Origin of the sequence: Bradyrhizobium roseum, from assembly GCF_030413175.1 — a bacterium.
GTDB lineage: Bacteria > Pseudomonadota > Alphaproteobacteria > Rhizobiales > Xanthobacteraceae > Bradyrhizobium > Bradyrhizobium roseum.
Genome location: NZ_CP129212.1, coordinates 5,597,390 through 5,622,070 on the forward strand (window position 1 = coordinate 5,597,390; position 24,681 = coordinate 5,622,070).

Consider the following 24,681-nt stretch of genomic DNA (forward strand, 5'->3'; position numbering starts at 1 on the left):
ATACCACCGGCCTAACTCAGCGCGCTCTTCAGGTCAAAACCGGGATCAGCTGCTTGCTCGGGCGTGATCGAGCCGTTGGCGGCGAGCAGGCGACGTCCGAACATGTGGTCGCCGGCACGGTTGACCGACTCGATGCCGAGGAGTTGCCCGGCCTTGTAGCAAAACACCGAGAACGCGCCCTGCGCGCGATCGCCGCGCACGACCACGCGGTCGTAACCGGTGGTCAACCCCACCATCTGCAGCTTGTCCGGGCCCTGATCGCTCCAGAACCACGGCAGGCCGTCATAGGGTTTTACATCGCCGGTCAACCTGGCCGCAACGCACCGCGCGTGATCGGTGGCGTTCTGCACCGACTCCAGCCGCAGCGAGCCTCCGAACCGCGGGCTGTCATAGAGCGCGCAATCGCCGATCGCCGAGATATCAGGATCGGTAGTCAGCAAATGCGCGTCGACCACGATGCCGGCCGCCACCTTCAGCCCCGCCTCCGCTGCCAGTTCGACATTTGGCAACACACCGATGCCGACCACGATCAGATCGGCCCCGATGTGGCGCCCGTCGCTGAGGCTCACCCCTGTCACCTTACTGCCGTCGCTCTCGATGCCGGTGACCTGGACGCCGAAGTGAATGCGGATGCCGGCCGAAGTGTGCCGCGATTGAAAATATTCCGATATCTCGGCAGTCACCGCGCGTGCCATCACGCGCGGCGCAAGCTCGATGACGTCGACTTCGAGGCCCTTGGCGCGCGCGGTCGCGGCGAATTCCAGGCCGATGAACCCGGCGCCGATCACGATGACGCGTTGGCCCGGACTAATGTAGTCACGCAGGGACTGGCTGTCGTCGAGCGTCCGCAGGTAACGCACGCTGTCGAGGTTGGCATTGGGGATATCGAGCAGCCGGTTGCGCGCGCCGGTCGCCAGCACCAGATGGCCGTAATCGAGCGAGCGGCCGGAACCGAGCAGCACCTTACGCGCGGCACGGTCGATCGACATCGCCCGATCGGAGATCAGCTCGATCTTCTGATCCGCATAGAATTTTTCCGGGCGAAACATCAGGCTGTCGGGTCCGCCAGTCCCCTTCAGATAGGCCTTGGACAATGGTGGCCGCTGATATGGCAGGTGGCCTTCATCGTTCAGCAGCGCGATGCGCTCGGAAAAGCCGTGCTGGCGCAGCGACATCGCAAGCTGGAAGCCTGCATGGCCCGCGCCGATGATGACAACCGGTCCTGCCGTCATGGAAACATCCTACGTTCGAGCTCATGGGAATGACCCATGTTGCGTTCTCTCCACCGATTTCGGCTTGCCTGCCTCGTTCCCTGGAAGCGGCGCTCGTGTCCGCTCCGAACGATGACAGGCCCTATCTGACCTCATGGCGCGAGGCGACGCAAGCGCGCCGTCGTCCGGCTGGCAGCAGATATTTTGCAGGCCCGGCCTGGGATTGTCACCTGTTACCTTCTGCTATTTAAATACCGGCCCCGCTACTTGCCGAGGCTCAGCCATGCCGACATCCGATGATCCCGCCGCCCCCGCCCTGCTCCGGATCGAAGGTTCGATCGCCACCATCACGCTGAACCGGCCGGCGGCCTTCAATTCCATAAACCTGTCGATCGCGCAGAAGCTCGAGCAACTCGGCCTCGAGGTCGAGCGCAACGATGCTATACGCGTGCTTGTGATCGAGGGCGAAGGCCGCGCCTTCTCGGCCGGCGGAGACCTGCAGACCATTGGTGCTGCCGCCGCCAGCGACACCGTTGCGCCCGTGGTCGGCGAACTGCTGAAGCACTATCACGCCTTTATCGAGACGCTGCGGCGGATGCCGAAAATCGTGCTCTCCAGCGTCCACGGCTCCGCCGCCGGCGCCGGCATGGGCCTCGCTTTCATCACCGACCTCTGTATTGCCGCAGACGACGCCCGCTTCACGCCGGCCTATGCCAAGATCGGCGTCTCGCCTGACGGCGGCAGCACGGTCGGCATGGTCGGCACCGTCGGCACCCGCCGCGCGTTACAGATATTCCTGGCCGAGGACAGCTTTACCGCGCAGCAGGCCCATCAATGGGGACTGGTCGCACGCATCGTTCCGGCGGCGGAGCTGAAGACAGAGACGCGCAAGTTCGCAGATCGGCTGGCGCAGAACCCGCCGGCGGCAATTGCAGGCACCAAGTCGCTGGTTTATCAGGCCGCGGTCACCCCGGTGAAGCAACAGCTCGATGCCGAGGAAGAGAAGATCATCGACGCCATGCTAACCGAGGATTTTCGGGTCGCGGTGCAGAAATTTACCAGCAAGTCGAAGTGACGACTCGGAGCGCGCTGGGGTTCGCCTAATCCTTGCCTTGCCCGCGCATGAAATCGAAGTCGCAGCCTTCGTCGGCCTGCAAGATCGTCTCGTTGAACAAATGCGCGTAGCCGCGCCTGGCCCACTCCGGCGCGACGGCCGGTGCCAGCGCCGCGCGGCGTTTTTCGAGTTCCGCGGCATCCACCAGGAGGTCGATGCTGCGTTTCGCGACATCGAGGCGGATCATGTCGCCGTTCTTCACCAGCGCCAGAGGGCCGCCGACGGCGGATTCCGGAGTGATGTGCAGCACGATGGTGCCGAACGCGGTACCGCTCATGCGCGCGTCCGATATCCGCACCATGTCCTTGACGCCGCCGCGCGCCAATTTCTTCGGGATCGGCAGATAGCCCGCCTCCGGCATCCCGGGCGCACCTTTGGGACCGGCGTTGCGCAGCACCAGCACGTCGTCGGCGTTGACGTCGAGATCGGGATCGTCGACGCGTAGCGTCATGTCCTCGACGGAATCGAACACCACGGCACGGCCGGTATGCTGCAACAGTTTCGGGCTTGCCGCCGAATGCTTGATCACCGCGCCGCGCGGCGCGAGATTGCCGCGCAATATCGCCATCGCGCCCTCGGCCTTAATCGGATTGTCGCGCGAACGGATGACGTCCTGACCAGGCACGTCCTCGGCAACGGCGACAATCTCCCGCAGAGTCTGTCCTGTAATGGTCTTTGCATCGAGATCGATGAGGTCACCGAGTTGCGCCATCAGCTTCGGCACGCCGCCGGCATGATGGAAGTGCTCCATGTAGTGCTCGCCCGACGGCTTCAAATCGATGAGCACCGGCACCTCGCGGCCAAGCTTGTCGAATTTCGCGAGGTCGATCTTGTGCGGCGAGCGATGCGCCATCGCGGTGAGGTGGATCAACCCGTTGGTCGAACCGCCGATCGCTTGCATCACGACCTGCGCATTGCGGAACGATGCCTCGGTCAGTAACTCGCTCGGCTTTGGCCCCTTGGCCTTTGCCATGGCGGCCGCCACCCTGCCACTCGCCTCGGCCGAGCGAAACCGCTCGGCATGCGGCGCCGGGATCGTCGCGCTCATCGGCAGCGAGAGGCCGAGCGCCTCCGTGATGCAGGCCATGGTCGATGCCGTTCCCATCACCATGCAGGTGCCGACCGACGGCGCGAGCCGGCCGTTGACGGCTTCGATCTCCTCATCGTCGATTTCGCCGGCGCGATACTTTCCCCACAGGCGGCGGCAGTCGGTGCAGGCGCCGAGCACCTCTCCTTTGTGATGCCCCACCACCATCGGCCCGACCGGAATGACGACGGTGGGCAAGTCGGCGGAGATCGCGGCCATGATCTGGGCCGGCAGGGTCTTGTCGCACCCGCCGATCACAATAATAGCGTCCATCGGCTGGGCGCGGATCATTTCCTCGGTATCCATCGCCATCAGGTTTCGCAGATACATCGAGGTCGGATGCGAAAAACTTTCGGCGATCGAGATGGTAGGGAACACCATCGGCATCGCGCCCGACAGCATGACGCCGCGCTTCACCGCCTCGATGATCTGCGGAACGTTGCCATGGCAGGGATTGTAGTCGCTGTAGGTATTGGTGATGCCGACGATCGGACGATTGAGCGCGTCGTCGGAATAGCCCATCGCCTTGATGAACGCCTTGCGCAGGAACAGCGAGAAGCCAGCGTCGCCATAACTTGCCAGTCCCTTGCGAAGTCCGTCGGCCATTTTCCTGTTCCTTCTTCGAGGCTTCGTCGTTCCCGGCACCCGCATGAGGAGCCGGGGAACGACAATCATGATCGTCAGTATGGTTTTCCGGGCGGGTGCCGCAAGGGCGTATCACCCGGAATTACGGATCCTGCTTCCAGTTGACGATCCTGTCCTTGTCGCCATCGAACTCCATGCTGCAGAACGTGCCGCCCTGGTAGTAATCGCCGACCGGGTCCGGCTTCAGCTTGGCCTGCTCGGCCATGGCGTGTTCGAGGAAATCTTCCCCGCGACCGGTCGGGCGATAGCCGAGCTCGTAGGCGCGGTGGTTGTCCCACCAGGCACGCTCGTTGTAGGAGGCGCCGTAGAGAACCTCGAAATGAATATCGGGATGTTCGAGCCCGATGCGGCAGAGCTGCACCAGATCCTCGGGCTTCAGCCAGATCGAGAGACGGCGGTGATCCAGCGGCATCTCGCCGAAATTACCGATCCGCAGGCACGTGACGCTGAGCCCGTGCTTGTCGGCATAGAGCGCGCCGACCGCCTCGCCGAACACCTTGCTGACGCCGTAGCGGCTGTCAGGGCGCGGCGTGACGTCGGTGCCGATGCGGTGATGACGCGGATAGAAGCCGACCGCGTGGTTGGACGAGGCGAAGATCACCCGCTTGACGCCCTTGCGATAGGCCGCCTCGAACAGATTGTAGCAGCCGATGATGTTGGCCTGATGGATCTGATCCCAGCGGCCCTCGACCGAATAGCCTCCGAAATGCAGGATGCCGTCGACGCCTTCGCAGACCGCCTCGACCTGGGCGAGATCGGCCAGATCGGCCGCCTTGAACTGCTCACTGCTGGCCAGATCGGCCGGCGCTTTGAGATCGCTCAGCAGCAGGTCCGGATAGATCGGCGGCAGCAGCTTGCGCAAGGATGTGCCAATCCCGCCGGCGGCGCCGGTCATCAATATGCGTGGCATTTGTTTCCTCATCTCTCGACCGATTTGCGGTCATTAGCCGGGAATGATAGCAAACTCAAACGCCCAAGGAACGCCCAAGAAACGCACAAGCAACGCAACAACGAGAACAGCAAATGTCCGACGCCGCATCGCACTCAGCCGGCTGGCGCCCAGCCACCTATTATCCCGATCCGGCCATCCATGCCCTCGACCCCCGCTTCGAGAAATACTGGCTGAAGCTTTCGGCCGTCGAGCAGCTGACCACCGGGCTTCGCTGGGCCGAGGGACCAGTGTGGTTCGGCGACGGGCGCTACCTGCTCTGCAGCGACATTCCCAACCAGCGCATCCTCAAATGGGAGGAAGAGACCGGCGCGGTCAGCATCTTCCGCAAGCCTTCGAACTTCGCCAACGGCAACACCCGCGACCGGCAGGGACGGCTCGTCACTTGCGAGCACGGCGGCCGTCGCGTCACCCGCACCGAGTATGACGGCTCGGTCACGGTGTTGATGGATTCCTTCGACGGCAAGCGGCTGAACTCGCCCAATGATGTCGTGGTGAAATCCGACGGCTCGATCTGGTTCACCGATCCGGTCTTCGGCCTACTCGGCAATTACGAGGGCTACAAGGCCGAGCCCGAACTCGACATGAACGTCTACCGGATCGACGGCGCGACCGGCAAAGCGACCGTCGTCGCCGAGGGTGTGCTGGGGCCGAACGGACTCGCCTTCTCGCCCGACGAGAAAGTTCTCTATGTCATCGAGTCCCGCGGCGTGCCGACCCGCAAGATCCTCGCCTATGACGTCTCGGCTTCCGGCGACAAGCTTTCCGACAAGCGTGTGTTTGTCGATGCCGGCCCGGGCACGCCGGACGGCTTTCGCGTAGACATCGACGGCAACCTGTGGTGCGGCTGGGGCATGGGCGATCCCGAACTCGATGGCGTGGTCGTGTTCGCGCCCGACGGCGTCATGATCGGCCGCATCGCGCTGCCCGAACGTTGCGCCAACGTCTGTTTCGGCGGCGTGAAGCGCAACCGCCTGTTCATGGCCGCGAGCCAGTCGATCTACGCGCTCTATGTCAACACGCAAGGTGCGCCGGGCGGTTAGAGCGCGGCGCACCCGTGCAGCTCAACCCTTCTTCTCCGGTGCGGCGGTCTGCTTGGCGAGCGCGTCTTCGAAAGCCTTCTCCAGCGTCACCGCATAGGCATTGAACTCGCCGGGATTGACGAACGGATTGGGTCCGCCTTCGCGTAGCCTGGCGCGCTTATCCGCCATTTTGAACATTTCCGGGTGGGGCGCGAGCAGCACGTCCACCTTCATGTCCTTGGCCCGCGCGAACGTCTTGCGGTAATCAGCCACGATTCCAAAATAGGTAGGGTCGGCGCCGAGCCGGTTCAGCGCGACGGTGCCGCTGCAGAAAATGAGGACGGAGCGCGTGGCGTCGCCGTCCTTCACCGAGAACGCCCAGCTCGTGCATCCCGGCGAATGTCCGGGCGTTTCACGGGCGGTCAGCGTCACATTCCCGACAGTGACCGCCTCACCTTCGCGCACCGTGCGGTCGACCTTCACCGGCGGGAACGCTAGCGCCATGTCTTCCTCCGCTCCCGGATAATATCCACCCTCGAGCAACGACTTGTCGCCCTCGCCCGCAACGAGCCGGGCGCCGCTGGCCTGCTTCAGTTCGGCAAGGCCGCCGGTGTGATCGATGTGCGCGTGGGTATTGAGGAGATACTTGATGTCGGTGACCTTGAAGCCCAGCTTCTCGATGCTCGCCCTGATCTGCGACGTCGCCTCCGGCATCGCCGTATCCACCAGGATGTGGCCCTGTGGAGACGTGATCAGGTAGGACGCCAGGCCGTCGGTGCCGACGTAATAGACGTTGCCGATCATTTTGAACGGCTCGGTCGGCGTGTTCCATTTGACCTTGAGGGCAGCGATGAGATCTTTGGGGGTCTGGGCCCCGGCGACTGTGGTCAGCGAGATCAGCGCAACAAGTGCAACGGCGATTTTCTTCACGGCATCCTCTATTTTTTGTTCCGTCGTCGCGGTGTCGACCGACATTGACGCAGGATTCAACCTGACGATGATTCTGTCAAAAAAAATGCCGACCGCCTTTCGGCAGCCGGCATCCTTCATAATCGGCGCGAGCGCCGAAACAGTTTACGCGGCGTTGTAGCCGGCGACAGCCTTCACTTCGAGATATTCCTCAAGGCCGTACCTGCCCCACTCGCGGCCGTTTCCGGACTGCTTGTAGCCGCCGAACGGCGCGGTGCGGTCATTCGGCACGCCCTGCAGGTTGACATTGCCGGCGCGGATCTGGCGGGCGACGCGGCGCGCGCTTTCCACGGTATCGCCGGTGACGTAACCGGCCAGACCATAGGGCGTGTCGTTGGCGATCTTCACCGCCTCCGCTTCATCCTTGGCGCCGATGATGGTCAGCACCGGCCCGAAGATTTCCTCCCGCGCGATCGTCATATCGTTGGTGACATCGGCGAAGATGGTCGGGCGGACATAGAAGCCCTTATTGACGCCCTCGGGCAGGCCTGGACCACCGGCGACCAAGGTCGCGCCTTCGTCGATGCCCTTCTTGATGAGCGCCTGGATCTTGTCCCACTGGATACGCGATACGACCGGGCCGATGGTGGTGCCTTCGGCGCGGGGATCGCCCGCCTTGGTCTTGTCAGCGACGCCCTTGGCGATCGCAGCAACTTCCTTCATCTTCGACAGCGGCACGATCATCCGCGACGGCGCGTTGCAGGACTGTCCGGAATTGTTGAACATGTGCATCACGCCGCCGGTGACGGCCTTCGCAAGGTCGGCGCCTTCGAGGATGACGTTCGGCGACTTGCCGCCGAGTTCCTGGCTGACGCGCTTCACGGTCGGCGCGGCGCGCTTGGCGACGTCGACGCCGGCGCGGGTCGAGCCGGTGAACGAGATCATGTCGATGTCGGGATGCTCGCTCATGGCGGCGCCGACTTCAGGGCCGAGGCCGTTGACGAGGTTGAACACGCCCTTCGGCACGCCCGCTTCATGAAGGATTTCAGCGAAGATCAGGGCCGAGGTCGGCGTGAATTCCGACGGCTTCAGGATCATGGTGCAGCCGGCGGCGAGCGCGGGCGCGACCTTGCAGGCGATCTGGTTGAGCGGCCAGTTCCAGGGCGTGATCATGCCGATGACGCCAACCGGCTCGCGCACGACGACGGCGGAACCGATCGTCTCTTCAAAGTGGTAGTTCTTGAGAACTTCCAGCGTGGAAGCGATATGGCCGAGGCCGGCACCGGCCTGCAGGCGTTCGGCCATCGGCAGCGGCGCGCCCATTTCGTCGGACACCGCGGCGCCGATTTCCTTCATGCGGCCCTTGTAGATCTCGATGATTTTCTCCAGGAGCGCGATGCGCTCCTCGCGGCTGGTCTGCGAGAACGTCACGAAGGCGCGCTTGGCGGCGGCCACCGCCTTGTCGAGATCGGCCTTCGAGCCGAGCGCAACTTCGTACATCGCGTCTTCGGTCGCCGGGTTGACGACGGGGGTGGACTTCTTGACGACGGGATCGACCCAGGCGCCGTCGATGTAGAATTGCATGCGATTGACCATCGGAAACCTCTTTGTCTCGGAGCAATGGAGAATGGAACGGAAGCGTTCGGCAGGCATCCTTGCACGAAAGCCTGAGCGGTTGTACCCGCCATATGCGGGGCGCCGCGTTGCGGCAGGCGGGGGATATAAGATCAGGGATGCGACGCTGGCAAGGTGCTCGCTGTCGTCCCTGCGAACGCAGGGACCCATACGCCGTGTCCTGTCGTTTGGGGGTCGCGGTCAAATACCGCCTTAGACAACTGCTCCCTGTGGTTATGGGTCCCTGCGTTCGCAGGGACGACATCTGGCTGGCACCGCCCGCTCCCTCAAACCGCCATCTTGCGGTGCCGCACGGGCGCGCCCACCGTGAGGCTTTCGGCCGCATCGATGATGGCGTTGGCGTCGATGCCGTAGTGGCGGTAGAGGTCGCCAATGGTGCCGGTCTGGCCGAACTGCTCGACGCCGAGCGCCTCGACCCGATTGCCGCGCACGCTGCCGAGCCAGCCGAGCGCCGCCGGATGGCCGTCGATGACGGTCACAATGCCGCAGTCGCGCGGCAGCGGCGCCAGCAGCTTTTCGATATGGCTGAGATACTGGATGCCACGGCGCTCGCGCCGCAAATTCCGTGCGGCGGACCATCCGGCGTGCAGCCGGTCGGCCGAGGTTACCGCCAGCAAACCGACGTCGCGATGGCTCTCTCCGATCAGGCCCACCGCCTCGATCGCCTCGGGCGCCACCGCGCCGGTGTAAGCGATCACGATGTCGCAGTTCGGCCCCGGCTCGCGCAGCCAATAGGCGCCCTCGGTGATGTCCCGCTGCAGCTCCGGCCCCATGATGCGCTGCGGCTGGTCCAGCGTGCGGGTCGACAGCCGCAGATAGACCGAACCGCCCTCGCCGGCCTCGCGCTGCATGTGCCGGAACCCCCATCCCATGATCACGGCAAGTTCATCGACAAAGGCGGGCTCGAACGAGGCCAGCCCATCTTGCGCCATGCCGATCAGGGGCGTGGCGATCGACTGGTGCGCGCCACCCTCCGGCGCCAGCGTGATGCCCGACGGCGTCGCCACCACCATGAAGCGGGCGTCCTGGTAGCAGGCATAGTTCATCGCATCGAGGCCGCGCTCGATGAAGGGATCGTACAGCGTTCCGACCGGCAGCAGCCGCTCGCCATTGATCGCATGCGACAGCCCGAGCGCCGAGAGCATGATGAACAGGTTCATCTCGGCAATGCCGAGTTCGAGATGCTGTCCCTTGGGCGAATAGTCCCAGTTGAAGGTCGACGGGATCTTTTCCTGCCGGAACAGGTCGTGGTTTTCGGCCTTGGCAAACAGACCGCGGCGGTTGACCCAGGCGCCGAGATTGGTCGACACGGTGACGTCAGGCGACGTGGTGACGATGCGCGAAGCCAGTTCGCTGTCGCTGCGCGCGAGTTCGTTCAACACCAGGCCAAATCCCTGCTGGGTCGACATCTGCGCCGCGGGCTTGAAGGTGAGTTGCGGCGGTACGTCGATCGTAGGCGCGGTGAGACGACGACGGCCCTGCTGGTTGAACGGTGCGGCCGCCAGAAACGCGTCGAGTTCGGCCGGAGTTTGCGACAGGCCCTCGTACTTGTCCCATTCGTGGCCGGGGCGGATGTTCTGCGCGCTCCGCCATTTCTCCATCTGCGCCACCGTCATCAGGCCGGCATGGTTGTCCTTGTGGCCTTGCATCGGCAGGCCGACGCCCTTGATGGTGTAGGCGATGAAGCAGACGGGGCGATCATGATCGATCGCCTCGAAAGCCTCGATCATGCTGGCCATGTCGTGTCCACCCAAATTCGACATCAGCGCCAGCAGTTCGTCGTCGCTGCGGCGATCGATCAGTTGCGACACCTGCCCCTGGTCGCCGATTTCGTCCTGCAGGCGCTTGCGGAACGCCGCGCCGCCCTGGAAGCACAGCGCTGCATACATCTGGTTCGGACAATGATCGATCCAGCGCCGCAGCGCCTCGCCGCCGGGCTCGGCGAACGCCGCCTGCATCAGGCGGCCGTACTTTACGATCACCACCTCCCAGCCGAAATTGCGGAACATGGATTCGAATTTCTCCCACAGCCCTTCCCGCACGACGGCATCGAGGCTCTGGCGGTTATAGTCGACCACCCACCAGGTGTTGCGCAGGCCGTGTTTCCAGCCCTCCAGCAGCGCCTCGAAGATGTTGCCCTCGTCCATCTCGGCATCGCCGACCAGTGCGACCATCCGCCCCTCGGGACGGTCCTTCATCCAGCCATGCGCGGTGACGTAGTCCTGCACCAGCGACGAGAACAGGGTTTGGGCGACGCCGAGGCCGACCGAGCCGGTGGAGAAGTCGACGTCGTCGGCATCCTTGGTGCGCGACGGATAGGACTGCGCACCCTTGTAGCCCCGGAAATTTTCCAACTTGTCGCGGGTCTGGTGGCCGAACAGATACTGGATGGCATGGAATACCGGGCTCGCATGCGGCTTCACCGCGACGCGGTCCTGTGGCCGCAATACCGAGAAATACAGCGCCGACATGATGTTGGCGAGCGAGGCAGACGAGGCCTGATGGCCGCCGACCTTCAGCCCGTCCACATTGGGCCGGATATGGTTGGCGTGATGGATCGTCCACGACGACAGCCACAATGCCTTGCGTGCCAGCGCAGACAGTAATTCGAGGCGTGCGGGCTCGATGGGCATGGGGATGCTCCCTGAAAGGGTCTTTGGTTGTCGGATTTTACCCGTGGCGCCGTTTCCAGAATTCTCAATTTTGCGCGACAAACCGCCCGATACTGGGATAAAATCCCACAATGTTCCTTTAAATCGCGAGTTTATCCCAATGCCTGCCCTCGACGCCATTGACCGCAAGCTCCTGAGTCTGCTGCAATCCGACAGCCGCATGACCATGCAGGAACTCGCCGACAAGGTCGGCCTCTCGGTGTCGCCCTGCCATCGGCGGGTCAAACTCCTGGAACAGCGCGGCGTCATCACGCGCTACATCGCGACCGTAGACCAGAAATCGCTCGGGCTCCATGTCAGCGTCTTCATCTCGATCAAGCTGGCGCGGCAGAAGGAAGAGGACCTCAACCGGTTTGCGAAAGCGATCTCGAAATGGGACGAGGTGCTGGAATGCTACCTGATGACCGGCAATCGCGATTACCTGTTGCGCGTCGTCGCCGCCGACCTTTCCTCCTATGAGGCGTTCCTGAAGAACAAGCTGACGCGGCTCGACGGGATCGCCTCGATCGAGTCGAGTTTTGCGCTGAGCCAGGTGAAGTATTCGATCGCGCTGCCGGTGTAGAAGACCTTGGGCGGCGATAACGGCCGCATCCTCCGTTCATGCGGGGGATCCAGTACGCCGCGGCTTATCGGTTCAATCACTGCTGTCTCTGGAATACTGGATCGTCCGGTCAAGCGGACGATGACGAAAGCCGAATATTTTTACGCGAATGACTAGAGGGTTTTGAGTGATTTGCCCATCGTGCCGCAGGTGACCGCAAGAAGTTGCGCTTGCGCGCAGAGCAAATCAGTCCGCAGTCAACGCCACGGCTCGACGATGATCTTGGTGTGGACTTCCGGATTGGCGAGATCGGCGAATGCGGTGGCCACACCGTCGATGCCGACGCTGGCGGTCACCATCGAGGCGGCATCGACCTCGCCTTCCGCGATCAGGCGCAGGGAATACGCGAATTCCTCCGGCGTGTAGCCCAGCACGTATTGGACGTTGAGCTCCTTCAAGATGCCGAGCATGGGCTCGGAGCGGTCGGTTTCCATGCAGACGCCGACCACGACGATGCGCGCGTCGCGCGGCGCGCCCTCGAACACCTGCTGGATCAGGCCGGGAATGCCGACGCATTCGAAGATCAGCGCGGGCTTCAGCGCCGGCAGCAACGCCTGGAGCGGCGGGCGTGCGGCCTTCTCTTCCGGGGACATCTGGGCATGCTCGGCCCATGTCGCATAGGGCTGCGTTCGCGCGGGGTCGACGACCACGTCGGCGCCGAGCTTTTCGGCGAGCGCGCGGCGTGCCGGCGAATAATCGGCGGCGACGATCGGGTGCAGCCCCCTGATCTTCAGCGCCGCGATGACGGCGAGCCCGACCGGCCCGCAGCCGATCACCAGCGGCACCTCGCCGCCTTTGATGTCAGCTTTTGCCACCGCATGCACGCCGACCGCGAGCGGCTCGGTCAGCGCGGCGTGCGCGGCGGCGAGGCCGTTCGGGACCTCGAGCAGCAAGGCTTCGCTGAGCAGCATGCGCTCGGCATAGGCGCCGATATTGTCGTTGGAGTAGCCGATGCCTTGCGGGCCTTCCGCGGTCAACAGCGCCGGCAGCGAACAGACTTTTGTGCCGGGCTTGAACTTCTGCGTCGTGCCCGGGCCATAATCGAGCACCTCGCAGCAGAATTCATGGCCGAACACGACATCGCGGGAAAGGTCCATCGGCTTGCGGCCGGGGAAGTGTTTTGAAAGCTCGACCATGCGGTGCGCGTGCTTGCGCGCGTGCAGGTCGGAACCGCAGATGCCGCAGGCCAGCGACTTGACCAGCACCATGCCCGGGCCCGGCTTGGGCTCCGGCATCTGGTCGACGACAATTTCTCCATTGCGGAAAATGGCAGCGCGCACGACAATCCTCCCGGTGATTTTGGTGCACCTTAGCGCATCGACGGCCCTGATTGAAATCAGAACCATCGCACCGAAGCTCGGCGATGCGCGCAGACCGGATCAGGCGTTCGGCGACGACTCGCCGGCAACGGCCAGAAGCTGCGAGCGCCTGACGCGCTCGCGATGGGCGGTGTAGAGGCCTGACGCGACGATGAAGGCGGCGCCGGTGCACGTGTAGACGTCGGGGACCTCGCCGAAAATCAGGAAGCCGAGCACGGAGACCCACAGCAGCTGCGTGTAGGAGAACGGCGCCAGCACGGAAGCATCCGCATAGCGGAACGCCAGCACCACGATCCACTGGCCTGCGGTGGAGGCTATGCCGATGAAGATGCCGAAGGCGATGTCGTGCCAGGTCGGCGTCACCCAGACGAACGGCACCAGCGCCGAGAGGATGCAGACGCCCGCGATCGACGAGTAGGTCATCACGGTAATGGCGCGCTCGGTGCCGCTCATCATCCGCGTCATGATCAGCGTGCAGGCCCAGGCCAGCGCCGAGACCAGCGGAAAGAACGCCGCCGGATGAAACGCGCCTGTGCCGGGGCGCAGGATGATGATTACGCCGATCAGGCCGACGCCGGTCGCGATCCAGCGGCGCAGGCCGACCTTTTCGCCGAGGAAGACGATCGACAGCGCGGTGACGAGCAGCGGCGCGACGAAGCCGGTGGCGGAAGCTTCCGCGATCGGCAGGAACCGCAGCCCGGAGATGAAGAACAGCGACGAGGCCAGCACCGCCACACCGCGCATCAGCTGCAGGCCGGGTCGGTTGGTCGGCAACGCAAACAGCGGCGAGCCAGGCATCATCGCCGGCGTCATGATCAACGCAAACACCACGAAGCGAATCCACGCGATCTCGATCGACGGCAGGGTCGCAGACAGATATTTCGCGGTCACGTCCGAGATGCCGAGGAATATCGTCGATGCCAGAATCAGCGCGATGCCCTTGAACGGCCGATCGGCGCGCGCGGGCGCCTTGCGAACCGCGGACTTCTTTTCGGGCAAAGATACTGGAGCGCTGTCCAGCCTCGCGGCTGCGGCGGGGGGCGGTGTCACGGCAATCTCGAAGGCAGCAATTATCGAATCGGGCGAGGTTGCAAAAAACACCAATTCGCCCGACGCGACTAGGCCCGAAAACAGGATGCGGATATGCGCTGAGGGGGCAATTGCAAGGGTTTGTTAAGGCAAGAGCTTGCTCAAGTCGGAGTCCCCTACAGCATCGGCAGGCTGCGCGGCTTGGGCCCGCGCGGAAACGCCTTGTCGAGCGCGGCGATCTCGGCGGCATCGAGCGTCAGGTCGCCAGCGGCGGCGTTCTCGGCCGCGTGTTCCGCGTTGGAGGCTTTTGGTATCGCGAGCACTGACAGGGCGCGCGTGAGAAACGCCAGCGCGACCTGGCGCGGGGTTGCGTTATGCGCCCGCGCGATTGCCTGCAGCACTTCGCCGCCCTTGCTGCGCGCGGATGGAAAATCATTATGCCCGAACGGCGAATAGGCGACGACGGCGACACCGTGTTGCTCGCACCACGGGATCACCGCGTGCTCGATCGCGCGCTCCTGCAGATGGTAGAGCACCTGGTTGCAGGCGATCTTGCCGTCGCCCGCGACATCGCGCAGTTCGTCGAGATCGTCGGCGTCGAAGTTGCTGACGCCCCAAGAGCGGATCTTTCCACTCGTCACCAGCTGGTCGAACGCGGCCACTGTCTCCTCGAACGGATACGAGCCGCGCCAGTGCAGCAAATAGCAATCCAGATGATCGGTCTTCAGCCGCTTCAGCGAGCGCTCGCAGGCGGTGACGGTGCCGCGCCGCGAGGCGTTGCTCGGCAGCACCTTTGAAACCAGAACCAGATTTTCGCGCGGTAACCCCGCGATAGCGTCCGCGATCACAGGTTCAGCCTCGCCATACATCTCGGCAGTATCGATATGCGTCATGCCGGCTTCGATGCCGCGGCGCAGCGCAGCGATGGCAGCCGTGCGGTCGCCGCGGTCGAGATACCAGGTGCCCTGCCCGATCACGGATACGTCCGCGCCGTCGTTGCCGAATTTCTTCTGTTTCACGATCACCTCAACTTCTGACGATGCCTACCAGACGGCGGCGATGCAGCGGCAGGGCGTTCTCCGCCGTCTGGTCGCGCAGCCAATCGCGAAAGCTCGATATCTCCGGGCAATCCGCGGTGCCGGCCGGCGCAATCAGCCAGTCGCCGACGCCCGATCCCTCCGTCACGCGGTCGCAGCGGTAGCCTGGATGATGGCCGAGACCGCGGGCGATCAGAACATCCACCTTGCCCTCGACCAGTTCATGCAGTCCGGCGGGCTGCAGCACCCGCAGGCCGATTTCGGTATGGCTGGCGCGAAACTCCGCCAGTTCCAGACGGCGCAGATCGAAGCTGCCGTGCACGCCGAGCTGCAGCAGCACCGCGCCGACCGGCTTCAATTTTTCGGTCGCGTTGGCGATGCGGCGAAAGCCACCGGAAATCTCAGGCAAATAGGCCTGCCCGGCCTCGGTGAGGACAAGCTGCTTGTGCAGCCGCTCGAACAGGCGAACACCAAGACGCGCCTCCAGCGCCTTCACCTGCTGCCCGACGGCGGCAGGCGTCACATGCAGCTCATGCGCGGCAAGCTTGAAGCTCAGATGCCGCGCGGCGGCTTCGAAGGCGCGAAGCGCATTGAGCGGTGGGAGGATGTAGGTCATCGCCGCCCAGTTTGTCACTTATAGGCCCCGGCCTTGCAATAGATTTTCTTGCGCTGGACCGAAGGAACCATGCTTTGCGCGGCCATGCTGCCGCCAGTACGGTCCTGCTGCGGCGTTGCACGGGCCGACGCCGGAATTTGTCAAACAGGAGATAAGCCAAAATGGCGCAAACCGTCAGTCACAATCCCGCAACCGTCCATGCGCCCTCCAGCGGCTACAGCATGGGGCTTGAAGTTTCCCAGCATCGCCGGCTGCTGTTCGTCAGCGGTCAGGTGCCGGAAAACGTCGATGGCAGCGTGCCCGAAGGTTTCGAGGCGCAATGCGAGCAGGCCTGGCGCAACGTCATCGCGGTGCTCGAAGCCGCCGGCCTCGGCGACCGGCATCTGGTCAAGATCAACACGTTCCTCACCGATCGCAGCCAGGTCGCGGCCAACCGCACCATTCGCCGCAGGATGCTCGCGGGACACGAACCCGCGTCCACGGTGATGATCGCGGAAACCGTCGACGGCAAATGGCTGCTGGAAATCGAGGCGATCGCTGCTGAATGAAACGCAGCCCTGGGGGAAACATCTGATGAGTGAAATCCATCCTTTTTACGAGGCGCATCGCAGCGCGATGGTTGCGGCCATGCGCCAGCGTCTCGACCTTGCCGAAACCATGCTGCGCGAGCGCGCTCATCTTTCGGATATGAACAACCTCAGACAGGACGTGATGGACGAGTTCGAGATGGTGCTCGGCCAGATGCCGTATGTCGGCGGCGCGGCCAGTCGCATGAGCGACTTGTTCATGCGCTTGCTGGGCTTCATGGCGATCGGGCGCGTGCTTCGACGACATGGCGTTGCGCTGCCGATCATCGGCGAGATCGAGCGGGAAAGCTACAAGGCGCAATTATTGGCCATGCCGGAAGACGAACGGCTCGCTTCGGGACGTCAGTTCATGTCCCGCGAGAACCAATCCCTGATCCGCGAGCAGGCAGCAAGAAGCCTGGCCAACGAATATAGCGAGGATTTCGTCTACGATTTCGTCGAGCCGCTGCCCGGCGACAGTTTTGAATTCGGCATCGACTACAAGGCGTGCGGCTTCTGCAAATTCGCCGCGCGTCATGGCGACGAGGAAATCCTCCCGCACATCTGCGGACTGGATTTCGACGCCTACGCAACCCGAGGCATTCGCCTGGAACGAACCCAGACGCTGGCCGGCGGCGCCAGCCACTGCAATTTTCGATTCTCAGTGCACGAAACCTAGTTCGCTGCCGCCAATTTCTGCAGCCCGGGATCGCTCGTGCCGGTCTGCGCGATCAGGCGCTTGAGTTCCGGGATGCAGGAGCCGCAATTGGTGCCTGCTTTCAGCTTCGCGCCAATATCGGCGGCCGAATGCGCGCCGGCCGCGATGGCGTCGCAGATGGTGTTGCGGCCGACACCGAAGCAGGCGCAGACGATCGGGCCGACATTGGCGAGGCCGTCGGCCGATTTGCCCGACAGCAGCATGCGGCGCTGGTCGGGGCCGAGCGCATCGGCGGCAAACAGTCCCTTCACCACATTCCAGTCGCCGGCGTCCCGCGCGGGCCCGATGAACAGGCAGATTTCGATGCGGTCGTCATTAAAGGACGCCGCGCGATAGACGCCTCCGCCGAAATCCTTGTATTCGGCGAGGTCATGCGTCGCGATTGATTTGAGCCAGGATTGCCATCCCACCAGATCGGCGTTGTCGGCAATCAAATAGCCGTAGCCGCCATTGACGGCGACTCGGGCGCTCCAGGCGTGCGTCGGCAACGCCAGCGGCTTGCGCGACAGCGCGAAGCCACGGAATACATATTCGTACGGCGTGATCGATACCGGCGTCGCCTTGTTCTCGGGCTGGCCGGAGAACGGGTCGGTGATGGGGGCCACCAGCGAACCGACCCGCGCAGCGGTCGCGTTGGCCTCGCTCCAGTGGATCGGCGCGAACAGCATGCCGCGCTGCTGGCGTTCACTGACGACGACGCGCAGCGTGCACTGGCCGTAATCGGTGGTCACCCGCGCGAAGTCGCCGTCGGCGAGCCCGTTTCTCGCGGCATCGTCGGGATGAACCTCGACGAAGGGTTCCGGCAGATGCTGGCCGAGGCGCGGGCTCATCCCGGTCCGCGTCATGGTGTGCCACTGGTCGCGGATGCGACCGGTGTTGAGCCGCAGCGGCCGCGCCGCCGTGGTCTCGGTCCGCAACGCGGGGATTTCCGGCGCGATGAAACGCGCCTTGAAATCGTTGGCGAAGAAGCCGCCCTCGGCGAAGAAGCGCGCCTGCGGCCCGCTACCCTGCCGCACCGGCCACTGCACCGGCGCCATCGCGTCGAAATCGCCGTCCGACAGCGCCTGCAGCGCGCCGATATCGAAGTCGCGCACGCCCTCGTTCTCGAACGCCGAGAGCGACGCATGCTCGCGGAAAATGTCCGCCGCCGAGTTGAAGCCGAAGGCCGCGCCAAAGCCGAGGCGCCGGGCCACCTCACCCATGATCCACCAATCGGGCTTGGCCTCGCCCGGTGCGGACAGAAACGCGCGCTGCCGCGAGATGCGCCTTTCGGAGTTGGTCACGGTGCCGGATTTCTCGCCCCAGGCCTCCGCCGGCAGCAGCACATGTGCGCCCACGTCGACTGTGTCATTGGAGATGACATTCTCGGAAACGACGAACAGTTCGAGCTTCTTCAGGGCGTCGCGAACGGCGTCGGCATCCGGCAGCGACACCGCCGGATTGGTCCCCATCACCCATAGCGCCTTGATCTCGCCGCGCGCAATGGCCTGGAACATCTGCACCGCCTTCAGCCCTTCATGCGTGGCGATGCGCGGTGCCTTCCAGAACCGGCGCACGCGATCGATGTCGGGCGGCGTAAATCCCATGTGGGCGGCGAGCTGGTTGGCGAGCCCCCCGACCTCGCGGCCCCCCATGGCGTTGGGCTGTCCGGTCAACGAGAACGGCGACGCGCCCGGCTTGCCGATCCGCCCCGTCGCGAGATGGCAGTTGACGATGGTGTTGACCTTGTCGGTGCCCTGGGCCGACTGGTTGACACCCTGCGAATACATCGTGACGACGCGCGGCGTATTGGCAAACATCTGGAAGAATGTCGCGACGTCCTGCTCGGACAGGCCAGTCGCGAGCGCCGTGGCTCCGGCACTGCCGGCCATGCTGCGTGCGCGGGCGATCGCCTCGTCGAAGCCCGTGGTATGGCGTTCGATGTAATCCCGATCGAGCGCACCACTGTCAGCGAGGTGAACGAGCAACCCGCTGAACAGCGCGGTATCGGTGCCAGGCTTTAACCCCAGGAACAGGTCGTCATCGCCGACGGTATCGGTACGGCGCGGATCGATCACGATCATCCGCGCGCCCCGCTTCTGCTTGTTGGCCAGCATGCGCTGGTACAGCACCGGATGGCACCAGGCGGCGTTGGAGCCGACCAGCACCAGCAGGTCCGCCTCGTCGAGATCCTCATAGCAACCCGGCACCGTGTCGGCACCGAAGGCGCGGCGGTGGCCGGCGACGGACGACGCCATGCAGAGCCGCGAATTGGTGTCGACATTGGCGCTGCCGATGAAGCCTTTCATCAGCTTGTTGGCGACGTAATAGTCTTCCGTCAGCAACTGGCCGGAAAGATAGAACGCCACCGCGCCCGGGCCGTCGCGCGCGATGATATGCTGGAACCGGTGCGCGACGTGGTCGAGCGCGTCGCTCCAGGCAACCCGCTCCATGGTCCCCTTGCCGCAGCGGATCATCGGATAGAGCAAACGATCGGTGAGGCCGAGGGTCTCGCCGAGCGCCGAGCCCTTCGAGCAGAGCCGGCCGAAATTGGCGGGATGATCAGGGTCGCCGGATATCGCCGCCCCGCCCCGCCCGTCCGGCGTCGCCAGGATGCCGCAGCCGACGCCGCAATAGGCGCAGGTGGTGTTGACGGCGCGCAGGTCGGGATCGATGGCGGTCATGGCAGCAACCGGATCATGCGGCTTCGGAACGGATCGCGAGCGAGCGGCCGAACATCATGTCGGCGCGGATTCGCTGCGTGGGTTGCCGCGTTCGGATCAGTTCGAGATACCACAACGCGTCGGCGACATCGCCGATCAGCACCGCACCGGTCAACCGCCCGCCCGAAATCACGAGTTTCTTGTAGGTGCCGTGGTTGATATCCGACAGCACGATGCTTTCGCTGCCGTCGCCGCCGATGAAATCGCCGGCCGAGAACACGCTGACGCCGGAAACCTTGAGGTTGGTCGCAACGACACTGCCGGCATAGCAAGCCTCGCGCCCGGCGAGATGCCGCGCCAGCACCCGCGCCTGCTCATAGGCCGGCTCGACCAGGCCGTAACAGATGCCGCGATGCTCGGCGCATTCGCCGATCGCGAATATGTCCGTCGCGCCCGTCTGCAGATGGTCGTCGACCACAATGCCGCGATTGACCGGGATGCCGGCGCCCTTGGCCAGCGCGATATTGGGCCGGATGCCCGCCGCGAAGATCACGGCGTCGGCCGGAATCTGGCGGCCGTCCGCCAGTTCGACGCCTTCGACGCGCATTGTGCCGTGAATGCGCGCGGTGTTGGCATTGAGCCGGATGTCGATCCCCTTACGCTCGACGAGGGATTTCAGAAGCTCGGCCGCGGGCGCGTCGAGCTGGCGTTCCATCAGGCGGTCCATCAGATGTACCAGGGTCACTCGGGCGCCGGCCTTGGCGAGGCCATACGCCGCTTCGAGGCCGAGCAATCCGCCGCCGACGACCACCACGCGCTTCTTCTGCGCCGCCAGCGTCAGCAGCAGATCGACGTCGCGGCTGTCGCGGAACGTATGAACGCCGGCGAGGTCGGCGCCCGGAACATTGAGCCGCAGCGCCGACGACCCCGTGGTCAGCACCAGCTTCGAAAACGGAATGCTCTCATGATTCTCGATCTTGAGTTCGCGGCGGCCGACATCGATCTCGGTGGCCGTGCAGCCATATTTCAACGTGACGCCGCGGTCGCGCCACCAGGAGGCCGGTCGAAGCTCGATATCCTGCGAGGTGGTCTCGCCAGCCAGCACCGACGACAGCAGCACACGGTTATAGGCGAGCCGCGGTTCGTCCCCGATCACTGCGATGGCATAGCGGCCCAGCGCCGCCTTGGCCAGTTCGTCGACCAGACGGGCAGCGGCCATGCCGTTGCCGACGATTACCAACGGCTCGCTCATCGCGTATCCTCACTCAGCGGCTTGAGCGCCGCCGTAGGCTTCGGAGATCATGTAACCGGACAGCGTGCCGTAGGCGGCGGTCCAGGCTTCGGCGACGTCGGGCGTCCAAGCCTCGCCGAGCCCCTTTTCCAGCGTCCACAGCAGCGCACCGCCGACGACGGGATAATGCTCGGGCTTGGCGCCATAACTGACGTGACGCTTTGCCAAGGCGCTGGCGGCCGGCAACACCGAATCGAGATCGCTCAAGCCATTGACCACCACGGCCAGGGTTCCCATCAGCTTCTTGCGCTGCTCGGTCATGTCGTCGGGAAACATCGCCTTGACCGGGGGAGCGACTTCGAACAGGCGATCGTAGAACAGCACGGCGGCCTGTTCGGAGATCGGAGCGACCTTGGCGAAACTCTGCTGCACGAGACTGACTTGCTCTGGTGTCATCTTGCTTCGTTCCTTTTCCGTCGTCATGCGCGGGCTTGACCCGCGCATCCATCCTCAAAAAGACCCTTTTGCGCTTCCGATGGATTGCCAGGTCAAGCCCGGCAATGACGAAAGTGCGAAACCTCAGGCCGCCTCGACGAAGCGATGCCGCTCATACAGGAATTCCAGCACGCGCTGACGGCACTTGAGGTAGCCGGCGTTGGTCGCAAGCTCGAGCCGCTTGCGCGGCCGCGCCAGCGGCACATCGAGCACCTCGCCGATCCGCGCGCTCGGGCCATTGGTCATCATCACGATGCGGTCCGACAGCAGCACGGCCTCGTCGACGTCATGTGTGATCATCAGGATGGTGTTGCCGAGCTTCTGGTGCAGCGCCATCACCGAGTCCTGCAGATGCGCGCGGGTGAGCGCATCGAGCGCGCCAAAGGGCTCGTCGAGCAGCAGCACCTTCGGCTCCATCGCCAGTGCGCGCGCAATGCCGACACGCTGCTTCATGCCGCCGGAGATTTCGGATGGCCGCTTGTCCTTGGCGTGCGCCATCTGCACCAGATTCAGATTATGCATCACCCAGGCGTCGCGCTCGGCGCGGGTCTTGGTCGACGAAAACACCTTGTCGACGCCGAGCTTGACGTTTTCGTAGACGGTCAGCCACGGCAGCAGGCTGTGGTTCTGGAACACCACCGCGCGGTCCGGCCCCGGCGAATTGACCTCGCGGTTCTCCAGCAGCACGCAACCCTGCGTGCAGTCGGTGAGGCCGGCGACGATGTTGAGCAGGGTGGATTTTCCGCAGCCGGAATGGCCGATGATCGAGACGTATTCGCCCTTCTCGATCGTCAGGCTGATGTCCTTCAGCACCTCGGTCGAGGCGTTGCCGCGGGTGAACGTCTTGTCGATGTGATCGAGCTTCAGATAGGCCGGCATGACATTCTCCTCAGTTCAGCGCGGTGCCGCGGGTCACGATCCTCGCCAGTCCCGCAATCAGGCGGTCGAGCACGAAGCCGATGATGCCGACATAGAACAGGGCCAGGATGATTTCGCTGATGTGCGAGGAGTTCCAGGCGTCCCAGATGAAGAAGCCGATGCCGACGCCGCCGATCAGCATTTCCGCTGCGACGATGGCCAGCCACGACAGGCCGATGCCGATGCGAAGACCGGTGAAGATGTAGGGCGCCGCCGCCGGGATCATGATCTTCCAGAAGAACTCCAGCGGATTGAGCTGCACGACCGCCGCGACGTTGCGGTAGTCTTGCGGGATGTTGCGGATACCGACCGCGGTGTTGATGATGATCGGCCAGATCGAGGTGATGAAGATGACGAAGATCGCCGAGGGCTGGCCGTCACGGAACGCGGCCAGCGACAGCGGCAGCCAGGCCAGCGGCGGAATGGTGCGTAGCACCTGGAAGATCGGATCGAGCCCGCGCATCGCCCAGACCGACTGCCCGACCAGCGTGCCCAGCGCGATGCCGGCGATCGCGGCCAGCGAATAGCCCAGCGCGACGCGCTGCAGCGAGGCGGATAGATGCCAGAACAGGCCCTTGTCGATGCCGCCGCGATCGAAGAACGGATCGAAGATCAGTTCCCTGGTTTCGGTGAATACGCGCGACGGCGGCGGCAGGGTCGAGCCGGTACGACGGCAGACCAGTTCCCAGAACAGCATCAGCAACGCGACAACGATGAGCGGCGGCACGACCCGCACCGCGGCCTCCCTCGCCATCTTGATGTACTTCTCGGTCCGTGGCGCCAGCTTTGGCTTCATCGTCACTACCGGCGCTGCCATCGCCGGCGAAGTGACCGGAATTGCCGTCGCGGTGGCTTCGCTTTTCATCGCATGCATCGACATCGAAATTGTATCTCCGCGTTTCAATGAGCGGGCCGCACGCTTGCCGCGCGGCCCGTTTGGATCAGACTTCAACACGCTTGATCGACAGCGACTTCAGATAAGCGGACGGATTCTCAGGGTCGAACACCTTGCCGTCGAAGAAGGTCTCCTTGCCGCGCGAGGTGGAGGTCGGAATATCCGTAGCCGCAACCCCCATGGTCTTGGCGGCTTCTTTCCAGAGATCCTGGCGGTTGACCTTGGCGATCAGCGCCTTGGTATCGAGGCCAGCCTCGTATTTGCCCCAGCGGATGTCCTCGGTGAGGAACCAGAGATCGTGGCTCTGGAACGGATAGGACGCGTGATCACGCCAGTATTTCATGATGTGCGGCGAGTTCTCCACGACCTTGCCGGGAATGCCGTAGTCGAACTTGCCCGCCGAACGATCGTAGACGTCATCGACAGGGCAATTCATCCATTGCCGCTTGCCCATGATGGTGGCGAGTTCCTTCTTGTTCTCAGCCTTGTCGGCCCATTGCTGCGCCTCCATCACCGCCATCAGGATCGCCTGAGCAGCCTTCGGATATTTGTCGACCCAGGCCGCGCGCATCCCCAATGATTTCTCGGGATGCTTGGCCCAGATTTCGCCGGTGTTGACGGCGGTGTAGCCGATCTTCTGGTTGATCAGCTGCAGGTTCCACGGCTCGCCCACGCAGAAGCAGTCCATGGTGCCGACCTTCATGTTCGCGACCATTTGCGGCGGCGGCACCACGATGGTCTCGATATCCTTGTCAGGATCGATGCCACCGGCGGCGAGCCAATAGCGGATCCACAGATCGTGGGTGCCGCCCGGGAACGTCATGGCGGCCTTGACCGACTTGCCTGCGGCCTTCTTCTTTTCAAGCGCGACCTTGAACGGCGCGGTGTCGACGCCGAGCTTGAGGTCGGCATATTCGTTGGAAACGGAAATGCACTGGCTGTCGAGATTGAGCCTGGCCAGGATGTACATCGGCGTCGGCTGGTTGTTCTGCGTCACCTTGCCGGACGAGATCAGGTAGGGCATCGGCGTCAGGATGTGCGCACCGTCGATGCCGTTGCCTTCCGAGCCCAGCACGAGGTTGTCGCGGGTGGTGCCCCATGACGCCTGCTTGGCGACCTCGACGTCGGGCATGCCGTACTTGGCGAACAGCCCCTTGTCCTTGGCGACGAACAGCGGCCCGGCATCACTCAGCGCGATGAATCCGAGGATAGCCTTGGTCACTTCCGGTCCCGCGCCTTGTGCGAACGCGCCGGCGGGGAAATTCAGCCTGGCGGCGGCGAGCAATGCCGCCGTACCGCTAGCCGCCTTCAGGAGCTGGCGGCGACTGAAACCACGGCGCGAGGTCGGGGTGGTGGGTTTCGTCATGAGC

Annotated in this window: 21 protein-coding genes; 5 read left to right on the forward strand and 16 right to left on the reverse strand. The window is 64.0% G+C overall.

Going from position 1 to position 24,681, the window contains the following annotated elements; translation table 11 throughout:
* Positions 1–11: 11 nt before the first annotated feature.
* Positions 12–1,232 carry an NAD(P)/FAD-dependent oxidoreductase gene (locus QUH67_RS26535; RefSeq protein ID WP_300942335.1) on the reverse strand — a complete coding sequence of 407 codons (1,221 nt, stop codon included), beginning with the start codon at positions 1,230–1,232 and terminating at the stop codon, positions 12–14.
* 262 nt (positions 1,233–1,494) lie between these two features.
* On the opposite strand from QUH67_RS26535, the gene QUH67_RS26540 reads away from it, so the two are divergent.
* Entirely contained in the window at positions 1,495–2,286 is a 792-nt protein-coding gene (locus QUH67_RS26540; RefSeq protein WP_300942336.1) for an enoyl-CoA hydratase/isomerase family protein, read from the forward strand.
* A gap of 25 nt (positions 2,287–2,311) precedes the next feature.
* Here QUH67_RS26540 and QUH67_RS26545 read toward each other — a convergent pair whose 3' ends face one another.
* Complete coding sequence (locus QUH67_RS26545; RefSeq protein ID WP_300942337.1) at positions 2,312–4,018, reverse strand: IlvD/Edd family dehydratase; 1,707 nt, start codon at positions 4,016–4,018, stop codon at positions 2,312–2,314.
* A 121-nt stretch (positions 4,019–4,139) separates the two neighbouring features.
* On the reverse strand, positions 4,140–4,967 hold the full coding sequence (locus QUH67_RS26550) for an NAD-dependent epimerase/dehydratase family protein (protein ID WP_300942338.1): 828 nt from the start codon (positions 4,965–4,967) through the stop codon (positions 4,140–4,142).
* Between the two features lie 113 nt (positions 4,968–5,080).
* Between QUH67_RS26550 and QUH67_RS26555 the strand changes: the two genes are divergently transcribed.
* The gene (locus tag QUH67_RS26555) at positions 5,081–6,049 is read left to right on the forward strand and encodes an SMP-30/gluconolactonase/LRE family protein (RefSeq protein ID WP_300942340.1); all 969 of its coding nucleotides are present in this window, start codon (positions 5,081–5,083) and stop codon (positions 6,047–6,049) included.
* 21 nt (positions 6,050–6,070) lie between these two features.
* Here the strand turns inward: QUH67_RS26555 and bla are convergent, their stop codons facing one another.
* The 3 genes from bla to QUH67_RS26570 form a co-directional block, all read right to left on the reverse strand.
* The gene (bla, locus tag QUH67_RS26560) at positions 6,071–6,958 is read right to left on the reverse strand and encodes a subclass B3 metallo-beta-lactamase (protein ID WP_300942341.1); all 888 of its coding nucleotides are present in this window, start codon (positions 6,956–6,958) and stop codon (positions 6,071–6,073) included.
* A 144-nt stretch (positions 6,959–7,102) separates the two neighbouring features.
* Positions 7,103–8,533, reverse strand: coding sequence for an aldehyde dehydrogenase family protein (locus QUH67_RS26565; RefSeq protein ID WP_300942342.1), 1,431 nt, complete (start codon positions 8,531–8,533; stop codon positions 7,103–7,105).
* Between the two features lie 305 nt (positions 8,534–8,838).
* Complete coding sequence (locus QUH67_RS26570) at positions 8,839–11,205, reverse strand: transketolase (protein ID WP_300942343.1); 2,367 nt, start codon at positions 11,203–11,205, stop codon at positions 8,839–8,841.
* A 139-nt stretch (positions 11,206–11,344) separates the two neighbouring features.
* Between QUH67_RS26570 and QUH67_RS26575 the strand changes: the two genes are divergently transcribed.
* Positions 11,345–11,806 carry an Lrp/AsnC family transcriptional regulator gene (locus tag QUH67_RS26575; RefSeq protein WP_300942344.1) on the forward strand — a complete coding sequence of 154 codons (462 nt, stop codon included), beginning with the start codon at positions 11,345–11,347 and terminating at the stop codon, positions 11,804–11,806.
* 236 nt (positions 11,807–12,042) lie between these two features.
* Here the strand turns inward: QUH67_RS26575 and QUH67_RS26580 are convergent, their stop codons facing one another.
* The 4 genes from QUH67_RS26580 to QUH67_RS26595 all read right to left on the reverse strand — a co-directional run bounded on the left by QUH67_RS26580 (position 12,043) and on the right by QUH67_RS26595 (position 15,846).
* The gene (locus tag QUH67_RS26580; RefSeq protein WP_300942345.1) at positions 12,043–13,125 is read right to left on the reverse strand and encodes a zinc-binding dehydrogenase; all 1,083 of its coding nucleotides are present in this window, start codon (positions 13,123–13,125) and stop codon (positions 12,043–12,045) included.
* A 99-nt stretch (positions 13,126–13,224) separates the two neighbouring features.
* A complete protein-coding gene (locus QUH67_RS26585; protein ID WP_300942346.1) occupies positions 13,225–14,214 on the reverse strand; it encodes a DMT family transporter in 990 nt (329 codons plus the stop codon).
* Positions 14,215–14,369: 155 nt separating this feature from the next.
* Positions 14,370–15,212 (reverse strand): aldo/keto reductase, encoded by an 843-nt coding sequence (locus QUH67_RS26590; RefSeq protein WP_300942347.1) that lies wholly within the window; start codon positions 15,210–15,212, stop codon positions 14,370–14,372.
* A 7-nt stretch (positions 15,213–15,219) separates the two neighbouring features.
* Positions 15,220–15,846, reverse strand: a complete 627-nt coding sequence (locus QUH67_RS26595; protein ID WP_300948184.1) for a LysR family transcriptional regulator — start codon at positions 15,844–15,846, stop codon at positions 15,220–15,222.
* A gap of 161 nt (positions 15,847–16,007) precedes the next feature.
* Here QUH67_RS26595 and QUH67_RS26600 point away from each other — a divergent pair, with 161 nt between their 5' ends.
* Positions 16,008–16,394, forward strand: coding sequence for a RidA family protein (locus tag QUH67_RS26600; RefSeq protein WP_300942348.1), 387 nt, complete (start codon positions 16,008–16,010; stop codon positions 16,392–16,394).
* A gap of 25 nt (positions 16,395–16,419) precedes the next feature.
* Positions 16,420–17,091 (forward strand): L-2-amino-thiazoline-4-carboxylic acid hydrolase, encoded by a 672-nt coding sequence (locus QUH67_RS26605; protein WP_300942350.1) that lies wholly within the window; start codon positions 16,420–16,422, stop codon positions 17,089–17,091.
* On the opposite strand, the gene QUH67_RS26610 is transcribed toward QUH67_RS26605, so the two are convergent.
* The 6 genes from QUH67_RS26610 to QUH67_RS26635 form a co-directional block, all read right to left on the reverse strand.
* The gene (locus QUH67_RS26610; protein WP_300942352.1) at positions 17,088–19,793 is read right to left on the reverse strand and encodes a nitrate reductase; all 2,706 of its coding nucleotides are present in this window, start codon (positions 19,791–19,793) and stop codon (positions 17,088–17,090) included. The two genes, QUH67_RS26605 and QUH67_RS26610, sit on opposite strands and share 4 nt — an antisense overlap.
* Positions 19,794–19,806: 13 nt before the next feature.
* Entirely contained in the window at positions 19,807–21,024 is a 1,218-nt protein-coding gene (locus QUH67_RS26615; RefSeq protein WP_300942354.1) for an NAD(P)/FAD-dependent oxidoreductase, read from the reverse strand.
* Positions 21,025–21,033: 9 nt separating this feature from the next.
* Positions 21,034–21,459 (reverse strand): globin family protein, encoded by a 426-nt coding sequence (locus QUH67_RS26620; RefSeq protein ID WP_300942355.1) that lies wholly within the window; start codon positions 21,457–21,459, stop codon positions 21,034–21,036.
* Between the two features lie 123 nt (positions 21,460–21,582).
* The gene (locus QUH67_RS26625) at positions 21,583–22,377 is read right to left on the reverse strand and encodes an ABC transporter ATP-binding protein (protein WP_300942357.1); all 795 of its coding nucleotides are present in this window, start codon (positions 22,375–22,377) and stop codon (positions 21,583–21,585) included.
* A 10-nt stretch (positions 22,378–22,387) separates the two neighbouring features.
* Positions 22,388–23,281, reverse strand: coding sequence for a nitrate ABC transporter permease (gene ntrB / locus QUH67_RS26630; RefSeq protein WP_407080359.1), 894 nt, complete (start codon positions 23,279–23,281; stop codon positions 22,388–22,390).
* Between the two features lie 76 nt (positions 23,282–23,357).
* Positions 23,358–24,677, reverse strand: coding sequence for a CmpA/NrtA family ABC transporter substrate-binding protein (locus QUH67_RS26635; RefSeq protein ID WP_300942359.1), 1,320 nt, complete (start codon positions 24,675–24,677; stop codon positions 23,358–23,360).
* Positions 24,678–24,681 lie beyond the last annotated feature (4 nt).

What these genes read in the sequence shown, in the direction of transcription:
- QUH67_RS26545 (WP_300942337.1), bottom strand. Translation starts at nt 4,018, where the DNA reads ATGGCCGACGGACTTCGCAAGGGACTGGCAAGTTATGGCGACGCTGGC.
- QUH67_RS26625 (WP_300942357.1), bottom strand. Translation starts at nt 22,377, where the DNA reads ATGCCGGCCTATCTGAAGCTCGATCACATCGACAAGACGTTCACCCGC.
- QUH67_RS26570 (WP_300942343.1), bottom strand. Translation starts at nt 11,205, where the DNA reads ATGCCCATCGAGCCCGCACGCCTCGAATTACTGTCTGCGCTGGCACGC.
- QUH67_RS26605 (WP_300942350.1), top strand. Translation starts at nt 16,420, where the DNA reads ATGAGTGAAATCCATCCTTTTTACGAGGCGCATCGCAGCGCGATGGTT.
- QUH67_RS26540 (WP_300942336.1), top strand. Translation starts at nt 1,495, where the DNA reads ATGCCGACATCCGATGATCCCGCCGCCCCCGCCCTGCTCCGGATCGAA.
- QUH67_RS26595 (WP_300948184.1), bottom strand. Translation starts at nt 15,846, where the DNA reads ATGACCTACATCCTCCCACCGCTCAATGCGCTTCGCGCCTTCGAAGCC.
- QUH67_RS26620 (WP_300942355.1), bottom strand. Translation starts at nt 21,459, where the DNA reads ATGACACCAGAGCAAGTCAGTCTCGTGCAGCAGAGTTTCGCCAAGGTC.
- QUH67_RS26565 (WP_300942342.1), bottom strand. Translation starts at nt 8,533, where the DNA reads ATGGTCAATCGCATGCAATTCTACATCGACGGCGCCTGGGTCGATCCC.
- QUH67_RS26610 (WP_300942352.1), bottom strand. Translation starts at nt 19,793, where the DNA reads ATGACCGCCATCGATCCCGACCTGCGCGCCGTCAACACCACCTGCGCC.
- QUH67_RS26535 (WP_300942335.1), bottom strand. Translation starts at nt 1,232, where the DNA reads ATGACGGCAGGACCGGTTGTCATCATCGGCGCGGGCCATGCAGGCTTC.
- QUH67_RS26555 (WP_300942340.1), top strand. Translation starts at nt 5,081, where the DNA reads ATGTCCGACGCCGCATCGCACTCAGCCGGCTGGCGCCCAGCCACCTAT.
- QUH67_RS26575 (WP_300942344.1), top strand. Translation starts at nt 11,345, where the DNA reads ATGCCTGCCCTCGACGCCATTGACCGCAAGCTCCTGAGTCTGCTGCAA.
- QUH67_RS26600 (WP_300942348.1), top strand. Translation starts at nt 16,008, where the DNA reads ATGGCGCAAACCGTCAGTCACAATCCCGCAACCGTCCATGCGCCCTCC.
- QUH67_RS26550 (WP_300942338.1), bottom strand. Translation starts at nt 4,967, where the DNA reads ATGCCACGCATATTGATGACCGGCGCCGCCGGCGGGATTGGCACATCC.
- ntrB (WP_407080359.1), bottom strand. Translation starts at nt 23,281, where the DNA reads ATGAAAAGCGAAGCCACCGCGACGGCAATTCCGGTCACTTCGCCGGCG.
- QUH67_RS26635 (WP_300942359.1), bottom strand. Translation starts at nt 24,677, where the DNA reads ATGACGAAACCCACCACCCCGACCTCGCGCCGTGGTTTCAGTCGCCGC.
- QUH67_RS26615 (WP_300942354.1), bottom strand. Translation starts at nt 21,024, where the DNA reads ATGAGCGAGCCGTTGGTAATCGTCGGCAACGGCATGGCCGCTGCCCGT.